This is a genomic window from Pseudomonas sp. Sample_10 (assembly GCF_004321495.1).
Classification (GTDB): domain Bacteria; phylum Pseudomonadota; class Gammaproteobacteria; order Pseudomonadales; family Pseudomonadaceae; genus Aquipseudomonas.
Genome location: NZ_RCOE01000252.1, coordinates 1 through 2,598 on the forward strand (window position 1 = coordinate 1; position 2,598 = coordinate 2,598).

At 56.9% G+C, this 2,598-nt stretch carries 2 protein-coding genes; both read right to left on the reverse strand.

Annotated features, from left to right (window positions below):
* On the reverse strand, positions 1-2,311 hold a 2,311-nt coding region (lon, locus tag D8U18_RS25060; RefSeq protein WP_131108802.1), incomplete at its 3' end, for an endopeptidase La.
* Between the two features lie 161 nt (positions 2,312-2,472).
* Positions 2,473-2,598 (reverse strand): hypothetical protein (locus D8U18_RS29135; RefSeq protein ID WP_241664355.1); only part of this gene is annotated, 126 nt, incomplete at its 5' end.

Sequence of the window (2,598 nt, forward strand, 5' to 3'; positions counted from 1 at the left end):
CCGGCGCGTATTGCAGCGCAATTTGCAGGACCTCGTCAATCCATTTAACCGGTTTAATCTGTAGATCCTGCTTGATATTGTCAGGAATTTCCTTCAGATCGCGAACATTCTCTTCCGGAATGATCACTGTCTTGATTCCGCCGCGGTGAGCGGCGAGCAGTTTTTCCTTCAAACCACCGATCGCCAACACTTGCCCGCGCAAGGTGATCTCACCGGTCATGGCCACGTCCGCGCGCACAGGAATGCCGGTCAATGCCGATACCAGCGCCGTGCACATGCCTACACCGGCACTAGGACCGTCTTTAGGCGTAGCCCCTTCCGGCATGTGGATGTGAGTGTCGCGCTTCTCGTGGAAGTCCAGGGGAATGCCCAGGCTCTTGGCACGGCTACGCACGACCGTCAGGGCCGCAGTGATCGATTCGACCATTACGTCACCCAACGATCCGGTTTTGATCAACTGCCCTTTGCCCGGCACGACAGCAGCTTCGATGGTCAACAACTCGCCACCCACCTGGGTCCACGCCAACCCGGTCACTTGACCGATCTGATCCTGTTGCTCTGCCAGGCCGTAACGGAATTTCCGTACGCCGAGGAAGTGCTCCAGATCGTCGGCAGTAACCTTCACCGAGAAGCGTTTTTCCAGCGCATGCTCTTTGACCGCCTTGCGGCAGACTTTGGCAATCTGACGTTCCAGCCCACGCACACCGGCTTCGCGAGTGTAGTAACGAATGATGTCGCGGATCGCTTCGGCGTCAAATTCCAGCTCGCCTTTCTTCAAACCGTTGGCAGTGATCTGCTTCGGCGAAAGATACTTGACGGCGATGTTGATTTTCTCGTCTTCGGTGTAGCCCGGCAGACGGATCACCTCCATCCGGTCCAGCAGTGCCGGCGGAATGTTCATCGAGTTCGAGGTGCACAGGAACATCACATCGGACAGGTCGTAGTCGACTTCCAGATAGTGATCGTTGAAGTTGTGGTTCTGCTCCGGATCGAGCACTTCCAGCAACGCCGATGCCGGATCGCCACGCATGTCGCTGCCCATCTTGTCGATCTCGTCGAGCAAGAACAACGGGTTGCGAACGCCGACTTTCGTCATCTTTTGAATCAATCTTCCTGGCATCGAACCGATGTAAGTCCGGCGATGACCACGAATTTCCGCTTCATCGCGTACACCGCCGAGGGCCATGCGCACGAATTTGCGGTTGGTGGCGTGTGCGATCGACTCCGCGAGCGAGGTTTTACCCACGCCTGGAGGGCCGACCAGGCACAACACCGGACCCCGAATCTTCTTCACCCGCTTTTGCACGGCGAGGTATTCGAGGATGCGTTCTTTGACCTCTTCCAGACCGTAATGGTCGGCATCCAGAATGTCTTCTGCACGCGCCAGGTCCAGTCGAACCTTGCTCTGCGCCTTCCACGGCACCTGAACCAGCCAGTCGATGTACGAACGAACCACGGTCGCTTCCGCGGACATTGGCGACATCTGCTTGAGTTTGTTCAGTTCGGCCGTGGCCTTGGCCAGTGCGTCCTTTGGCAAGCCGGCGGCATCGATGCGCTTTTTCAGCTCTTCGACTTCGTTGTGGCCTTCGTCGCTGTCGCCGAGTTCTTTCTGAATGGCCTTCATCTGCTCGTTCAGGTAGTACTCGCGCTGACTGCGCTCCATTTGCTTTTTGACGCGACCACGAATGCGTTTTTCGACTTGCAGCAGGTCGATCTCGGCATCCAGCAACGCCAGAACGTGCTCGACCCGGGCCGACAGATCAATGATTTCGAGAATTTCCTGCTTCTGCTCGATTTTCAGCGCCATGTGCGCGGCCATGGTGTCGACCAGGCGCCCGGGCTCGTCGATGCTGTTGAGCGACGACAGGACTTCAGCCGGGACTTTCTTGCCCAACTGCACATATTGTTCGAACTGCGACAGCAAGCTGCGGGCAAACACTTCCGACTCGCGCTCTGGCGCGTCAACTTCGTCGATCAGCGAGACCTCGGCACGGCAATGGCCGTCCACTTCGCTGAAGCGCTCCACAGCGCCCCGCTGCTCGCCTTCGACCAGAACCTTGACAGTGCCGTCAGGCAGCTTGAGCAGCTGCAGGACGGTAGCAATCGTACCCACGCGATAAAGCGCGTCTTCACCGGGATCGTCGTCAGCAGGGTTTCTCTGAGCCAGCAGAAGGATCTGCTTGTCGCCCGTCATCGCGGCCTCGAGGGCTTCGATGGATTTCTCGCGCCCCACGAACAGCGGGATAACCATGTGCGGATACACAACGACATCACGCAATGGCAGGAGAGGCAATTCGATGGTTGTCTTCATGATTTCGCCTCTACGGCGGCCATAAGGCCGGAAACAGATGGAAGTAAGCTTGAAACCAAGATGGGGGCAGCCTTGAAAAAAAACAAGCACAAAGACTGTGTAATAACATGCAAAAAGCAAAGGGGCCCGAAGGCCCCTTCTTTGTACCGGCTGCGTGACGCTTAGGCGTCTGGCGCGGCCTTGGCAGCAGGCTCACTGTTTTCATAGATATACAGTGGCTTGGACTTGCCTTCTATAACGCTTTCATCGATCACTACTTTACTCACCTCGGACTGCGAGGGGATTTC